Origin of the sequence: Methylosinus sp. R-45379 (genome assembly GCF_001644125.1) — a bacterium.
Lineage (GTDB): Bacteria > Pseudomonadota > Alphaproteobacteria > Rhizobiales > Beijerinckiaceae > Methylosinus.
This window is the reverse complement of sequence record NZ_LUUM01000005.1, coordinates 1-5,822: the sequence shown is the minus strand read 5'-3', so window position 1 is coordinate 5,822 and position 5,822 is coordinate 1. Positions and strand designations below refer to the sequence as shown.

Sequence of the window (5,822 nt, the reverse complement as noted above, 5' to 3'; positions counted from 1 at the left end):
CTCGAGGCTTGCGCGCGCCAGTTCGGCCTCGATTTCGCGCCGCAGATCGTCGAGCGCTTCGATCTCGTGGTCTGGCGCAAGGCCTATTTCGATCCGCCCTGGCAGACGCTCATGCGCTTTTGCGCGAGCGAGGCGTTTCAGGAGCGCGCCGCGCGGCTCGGCGGCTATGACATCTCGCAATTGGGCGCCGTGCGCTTCAACGCGGATTAGAGCGTTTCCAGCCGAAGTGGACACCGGTTCGGCGTTGGAAGCACGTCAAAACAAAGACTCTGGCTGAGCGCGCGCTGGCGCCCGCCGCTGTATCGCTGAAGGAATAGGAGGAGAGACAATGTCAGCTTCCACCGAAGCGACCGCCGAGCCGACGACGCTCGAGGCCGCGATCACGACCTGCGTGCGCGCCTTCTACGACAAAGGCTTGGCCGATCCCCTGCTGGGGCCGATTTTCAGCGCGATCCCGGAGCTCGACCAGCATCTCGATATCATCGCAAATTTCTGGTCCAAATCGCTGCTGGGCACGGATCGCTATCAGGGCCATCCTTTCGCCGTTCACATAAACCTGCCCGTCGAGCCGGAGCATTTCGCCCGCTGGGTGGAGCTGTTCACGCAATCGGCGCGCGAGAACCTTCCCGCGGCGCAGGCCGAGGAGGCCATCGCCAAGGCGACACATATGTCACAATGTTTCCAAGGCGGGCTGTTTCCCTTCACCGGCGCAGATGGCAAGCCCTCGCGCCTCCCCCCGCACTGAAGTTGTAGGGCGGCCGCTCAGATCGAGAGGCCGCCGCCGCCTTCCAGAAACGCGTCCCAGGAGAAGGGCGTCCAGCCTTCCGCCTGCATCTCGATCGCAAAGGAGACGCCGCGCGCGATGAGTCGGTTGCGCGCCGTCATGCCGGCGACCTGAGCGCCGGCCGAGGCGGCGATATCGGCGAGCGGCGTGCCTTTGGCGACCGCCCTGCCCTGCTTGATGATGCCACGAATGCGGCCGCCATAGGGGGCCGGCACGGGAGCGCCGTCGATCTCCCCGAAAGCCTCTCCCGCCTCGACGATATTGCCTATTTCCTTGTGCATTTTGAAGAGTCCGGAGACGGGAGCGCGCACCGGCTCGGCCTCCGGCGGGTCCGCCTCGTAGCTCGGGCCGGGGCCTTCGCCGGGGCGCCGTATCGCGCCCGGATCCTTGCCATAAGCGTCTATGGCGAGATCGCAATTCTCGCCCGGGATCGAGCCCGGCGCGACGCCGATGGTGAGGCCGGCGAGATTTTTGACGGAGAACGGGTCCTTGCGCGGATTCATCTCCGCATCGACGACGACTTCCCAAGGCCAACGCTCGAGAATTTCGTTGAGCGGATGCGTCAGCACCGGCACGAACATGCGGCTGCGCAGGCCGAGCATGAATTCGGCGACGAGATCGGCGCGGCGCGCCTCCACGCCCTCGAGAACGCTGGAGCCGTCGAACCAGGCGTCCGAAAACGTCATCTTACGGCGGAGATCGGGCGGCGGCGCCGCCTCGTGGACGGCGACGATATGATCGGCGAGGAACAGCTCACGCGCTATCGCGGACGCGGTTTCGCCGATGCCGAGAACGAGAACGCAGGAATGTCTTTCTGACATGACGGGCTCACTTCGGCTGAGGTGATACGGATTAGGGGCCTTAGCAAGAATCTGGCCTTTGTCGCGAAAACGGCGCCACTCGGACCCGCGCGCCTCGCCTCCGGGCGCCGCGCCAGAGTGACCTAATGCCGCAGGCGCGGACCGCCAGTCTGGAACTTTTGCAATATAGTTTGGTATACGGCTCGCATAGAACGAAACGTCTCGGGCGGAGACGCCGGCTCGGCCGGCCCGTCGATGGCCCGACAATTCGGAGAGCGCCGCGAGCCGGCGATATGGAGGACGATGTGCAACCGAATGTTTCTTCAGAGGTCTCGACCGAAGCCGGCCATGTTGTCACGAATATTCCTGCGGCTGTCGAGCCGGTGGAAAAGGACGCCAGCGTCGCGACCGCGGTGGGCGACGGCGTCATCATCATGGTGCGCTTCCGCCCTGATACGACCGTCTGGGAAATCAATGGCCTTCCCGCCCATCTCGACAAGCAGGCATGGTACAAGCTGCTGTGCCAGCGCGCCGGCGACAAATACGAGACGCGCGCGGGCGGCCGCGGCTATTTCCGCCTGACCCGCGAGCAATATGAGGCGATCGCCGCTCGCAATCCGAACTGAGCATTTCGAAGCGGGCGCCGCCGAGCGGCGTCCGTGTTCCGAGCGAAAAACCGCCGAACGACGCCTTTTCAGCGTCAAAACGGGCGTTTTTCCCAGTAAAATGTGAGATTGGCGTATTTCTCGCTAGTTCGGCGATCATGCTGGACAAGACAACGCCGCTCTTTGCGCAGACCCACCATTACGTATCGATTTTCCCGGCGCGCGTGCTGCGGCACGAGCCGGAGGCCGGCCTCTCCACGCTGTTTTTCGCCGGCGGGGAATTGCGCGTGCCTATGGTCGACGCCATCGTCGGAACCGCCATAGAGGTGGAGATCGACGCGCGCGACGTCTCCATCGCCCTCTCGCGGCCGATGGATGTCTCCATACTCAATCGCCTTCCCGGCACCATCCTCGAGCTGGATTTTCTGCCGCCGCCCTTCACGCGCGCGCGCCTTTCGCTCGGCGGCGCCCGCGTGGACGCGCTGATCACGCATGAATCGGTCGAACGGCTCGCCCTGGTCGAGGGACTCTCGGCCTGGGCGATGATCAAGACGGTCGCCGTCAGCGGCCGGACGCTCGATCCCGACGCGGCTCCGTTTCCGCGTCAGTGGCCGACTTCTGGTAGGACCAGTCGAGCGCCCCGATGATCTCGTCCAGCGTTCGCTTGGCCGAATTGGCCGCGTGACGCTCGATCGATCGATAGACGCCCACCAGCCGCTCGCCGAAAGGCGTGATCTCCGCCCCGCCCTCGCGCCGGCCGGGGAAGGTCGCCACCACCGGACTTTCGAAAGTCCGATTGAGCGCATCCACCGAAAGCCAGCATTTGCGATAGGATAGGCCGAGCGCCCGGCTCGCGCCGATGATCGAGCGTTCCTTGCGCAGCGCGTCGATCAGCTCGAGATCCGCGGGAGCGAGAACCCCGCCATTGGGCAGCTTCAAAATAACGCCGACCTGCGGCGCATCCACTTCTGTTCGCATCGTTCCGCGCCTCCTACGACGCCGCGATCTGTATCGAACAAAATATAGCTGAAAGACGACGATCCTGTCACATTGGCGACAGGATTGTCAGTGGGCGACGAAAGGCCCTGCGATCGGCGTCGCCTCGCGCTTGGCGAGCTCGATGCGGATCGCCCGGCCGACGGCGCTCGCGACCAGCCCCGATCGCTCGTCTATGCCGGTCCATTTGGCGGAGCGGCCGCGCGGATCGATCTCCAGCAGCTTGACCCCGGCCGGGATGTGGAGGCCGTCGCGGATGACCCCGCGCAGCACGCCGTCCAGCGGCGCCATCACCGGCTCGCCGTCCAAATGGCCGACGACGAAATCCTTGAACACACGGACGCCGATATCGATCGCCGAATGCCACAGGCCGGGCTTGCTGGAATAGGCGAAACGCTCCTCGCCGACATCGCCGAGGCGGTTCGGCACATGGTCGGCCGGCTCGGTCTCGCCCTCCTGGACGATGAGGCCCGCCTGCGAAGGCTTGGTCTCGATCGCGATGTCGCAATTGCGGCCGACGGCGAAATTCGGCCCGAGGCCCACCGCGACCTTGGCGAGATGCCGCAAATCCGGCGTCGCGCGATATTTCTGCATGCGCGCGTCGACGAGCGCATGGGCCGTGCGAACCGCCGCGAGATCGTGGAACTGCAGCGGCGTCACCGCGACCTTGGTCGTGAAGTCGAGGATTTCGACCAGTTCCATGGTCGAATCGGCGCGCTCGGCCTCGACCTCCTCGAGCGTGATGCGCTCGCCATAGAGGCAATCGTGAAAGGCCATCTGGCGGCGGATGACGGGTGGGAAGGCGTCATGGCTCAGCACGCAGGCCCAGCCGATCCGGTTCATATGCACGGCGACCGCCGAGGCGATCTCGTTCGTTCCCAATATGACGGCCAGCGGTCGCTTCCGCCGCGGCGTCTCAAATTCGTGTCGAGGGCGCATCGCTCACTCCTGATCTGTACAGGAGGTAGCAAGCGGCGCGCCACCGCTCATGCAATGATTTTCTATTTTAATTTCAGATATCTATGAAATTATGCGACACCACGGCGGGAAGCGCACCTATATTGTCACGTATATAACAGTGACGGTTTTCGACCGTTTGTCGCTGCATCAGGCTCCCTCGGCGCGAAAATGGACAGCGAGCCAGACCGTCGGCAGCGTCTCATCCGTCCATTCGACGCGATGACGCCGATGCGCGGCGATCTCGAGATAGTCGCCCGGGGCGAGCGTCAGCACCTCGTCATGGCCCTCGAAACGCAGTCCGGCCGATCCGGCGAGCAGGATCACCCATTCCGCCTCCTCCTGATCGTGCCAAAATCCGGGCGGGCTCGCCTGGCCGAAGGAGACGATGCGCTCGACGCGCATGTTCGAGCCGGCGAGCAGCGGCAGAAACTGCTCCTGCTCCGCTTTTTCCGGCAGATCGGCGAAAATATTTTCCAGTCGCATGCGTCTTCCCGCGGCTCGCGCCGCGCCGCGGGGCGTCGCTCTCGCGACTATTCCGCGGCGTCGCGCAGACGCGCGCGGGCGACCGCGCGCAAATCGTCGATCGGCGCGAGGCCCTCGCCCGATTCGAAATGCCAGAAAGTCCAGCCATTGCAAGCGGGCAGGCCCTGCACCAAGGCGCCCGTCTTGTGAATCGAGCCGACGATGGCGCCGATCGACAGCGCGCCATCCGCGCGAACGACCGCTTTGTGGCGGCCCTTTGCGTCGGTGAGCGTCGCGCCGGGAGCGACGAGGCCCGCCTCAACGACGCTGGCGAAAGCGATTCGCGGCTCATTGCGCTTGGAGGGCGCCGGCGCCACCGCCTCGGCCGGCAGCGGCGAGATCGCCGCAATGCGCGCGCGCGCCGCAGCGGCGTAGATCTGCTCGCGCTCTATGCCGAGATAATCGCGGCCGAGCAGCCGGGCCGCCGCGCCCGTGGTGCCGGAGCCGAAGAAAGGATCGAGCACCAGATCGCCGGGATTGGTGGCGGCGAGCATGATGCGGGCGAGCAGAGCCTCTGGCTTTTGCGTCGGATGCGTCTTGCGGCCGCTCGAATCCTTCAGGCGTTCGCCGCCCGAGCAAATCGGCAGCAGCCAGTCCGAGCGCATCTGGCAATCCTCATTGCCGGCCTTCAACGCCTCGTAATGGAAAGTGTAATTTCGCGCCGAAGCGTCGCGCGCCGCCCAGATCAGCGTCTCATGCGCATTGGTGAAGCGACGGCCGCGAAAATTCGGCATGGGATTGTTTTTCCGCCACACAATGTCGTTCAGGATCCAGAACCCGAGGTCCTGCATGATCGCGCCGACGCGGAATATATTGTGATAGGAGCCGATGACGAAAATAGTGGCGTTGGGCTTCATGGCCCGCCGCGCAGCCGCCAGCCAGTCGCGGGTGAAGGCGTCATAGGCGGCGAAATCGGCGAATTTGTCCCAATCATCATCGACCGCGTCGACGACGCTCTGATCCGGCCGGGTGAGCCGGTTGGCCAGCTGCAGATTATAAGGTGGATCGGCGAAAACGAGATCGACGCTCGCCTCCGGCAGGCCGAGCATGACCTCGACGCTGTCTCCGACGACGACCTCGTTACGCGACATCGCGCGAGGCGACCCGAAATTCGACGTCCCAGTACGCGAGACCTTTATCTGGGACTTGGGGCGG

General features: G+C 64.6%; 9 protein-coding genes. 4 read left to right on the top strand and 5 right to left on the bottom strand.

What is annotated here, in order from left to right:
• On the top strand, nt 1–210 hold a 210-nt coding region (locus A1351_RS01100; protein ID WP_245291548.1), incomplete at its 5' end, for a substrate-binding domain-containing protein.
• Between the two features lie 118 nt (nt 211–328).
• A complete protein-coding gene (locus A1351_RS01095; protein ID WP_024880822.1) occupies nt 329–745 on the top strand; it encodes a group III truncated hemoglobin in 417 nt (138 codons plus the stop codon).
• A gap of 17 nt (nt 746–762) precedes the next feature.
• Here the strand turns inward: A1351_RS01095 and A1351_RS01090 are convergent, their stop codons facing one another.
• Nucleotides 763–1,605: a hypothetical protein gene (locus A1351_RS01090; protein ID WP_024880823.1), complete on the bottom strand. Its 843-nt coding sequence runs from the start codon at nt 1,603–1,605 to the stop codon at nt 763–765.
• Nucleotides 1,606–1,889: 284 nt separating this feature from the next.
• Here A1351_RS01090 and A1351_RS25690 point away from each other — a divergent pair, with 284 nt between their 5' ends.
• Nucleotides 1,890–2,210, top strand: coding sequence for a hypothetical protein (locus tag A1351_RS25690; RefSeq protein WP_245267377.1), 321 nt, complete (start codon nt 1,890–1,892; stop codon nt 2,208–2,210).
• Between the two features lie 137 nt (nt 2,211–2,347).
• Nucleotides 2,348–2,836: a TOBE domain-containing protein gene (locus A1351_RS01080; RefSeq protein ID WP_024880825.1), complete on the top strand. Its 489-nt coding sequence runs from the start codon at nt 2,348–2,350 to the stop codon at nt 2,834–2,836.
• On the opposite strand, the gene A1351_RS01075 is transcribed toward A1351_RS01080, so the two are convergent.
• The 4 genes from A1351_RS01075 to A1351_RS01060 all read right to left on the bottom strand — a co-directional run bounded on the left by A1351_RS01075 (nt 2,751) and on the right by A1351_RS01060 (nt 5,806).
• Nucleotides 2,751–3,167, bottom strand: a complete 417-nt coding sequence (locus tag A1351_RS01075; protein WP_024880826.1) for a winged helix-turn-helix domain-containing protein — start codon at nt 3,165–3,167, stop codon at nt 2,751–2,753. The two genes, A1351_RS01080 and A1351_RS01075, sit on opposite strands and share 86 nt — an antisense overlap.
• Before the next feature lie 87 nt (nt 3,168–3,254).
• Nucleotides 3,255–4,124, bottom strand: a complete 870-nt coding sequence (locus A1351_RS01070) for a xanthine dehydrogenase (protein WP_024880827.1) — start codon at nt 4,122–4,124, stop codon at nt 3,255–3,257.
• Between the two features lie 168 nt (nt 4,125–4,292).
• Nucleotides 4,293–4,628, bottom strand: coding sequence for a cupin domain-containing protein (locus A1351_RS01065; RefSeq protein WP_024880828.1), 336 nt, complete (start codon nt 4,626–4,628; stop codon nt 4,293–4,295).
• A gap of 47 nt (nt 4,629–4,675) precedes the next feature.
• Entirely contained in the window at nt 4,676–5,806 is a 1,131-nt protein-coding gene (locus A1351_RS01060; RefSeq protein ID WP_305791295.1) for a site-specific DNA-methyltransferase, read from the bottom strand.
• Between the last annotated feature and the right edge of the window lie 16 nt (nt 5,807–5,822).

What these genes read in the sequence shown, in the direction of transcription:
- A1351_RS01090 (WP_024880823.1), bottom strand. Translation starts at nt 1,605, where the DNA reads ATGTCAGAAAGACATTCCTGCGTTCTCGTTCTCGGCATCGGCGAAACC.
- A1351_RS01075 (WP_024880826.1), bottom strand. Translation starts at nt 3,167, where the DNA reads ATGCGAACAGAAGTGGATGCGCCGCAGGTCGGCGTTATTTTGAAGCTG.
- A1351_RS01065 (WP_024880828.1), bottom strand. Translation starts at nt 4,628, where the DNA reads ATGCGACTGGAAAATATTTTCGCCGATCTGCCGGAAAAAGCGGAGCAG.
- A1351_RS01095 (WP_024880822.1), top strand. Translation starts at nt 329, where the DNA reads ATGTCAGCTTCCACCGAAGCGACCGCCGAGCCGACGACGCTCGAGGCC.
- A1351_RS01080 (WP_024880825.1), top strand. Translation starts at nt 2,348, where the DNA reads ATGCTGGACAAGACAACGCCGCTCTTTGCGCAGACCCACCATTACGTA.
- A1351_RS01070 (WP_024880827.1), bottom strand. Translation starts at nt 4,124, where the DNA reads ATGCGCCCTCGACACGAATTTGAGACGCCGCGGCGGAAGCGACCGCTG.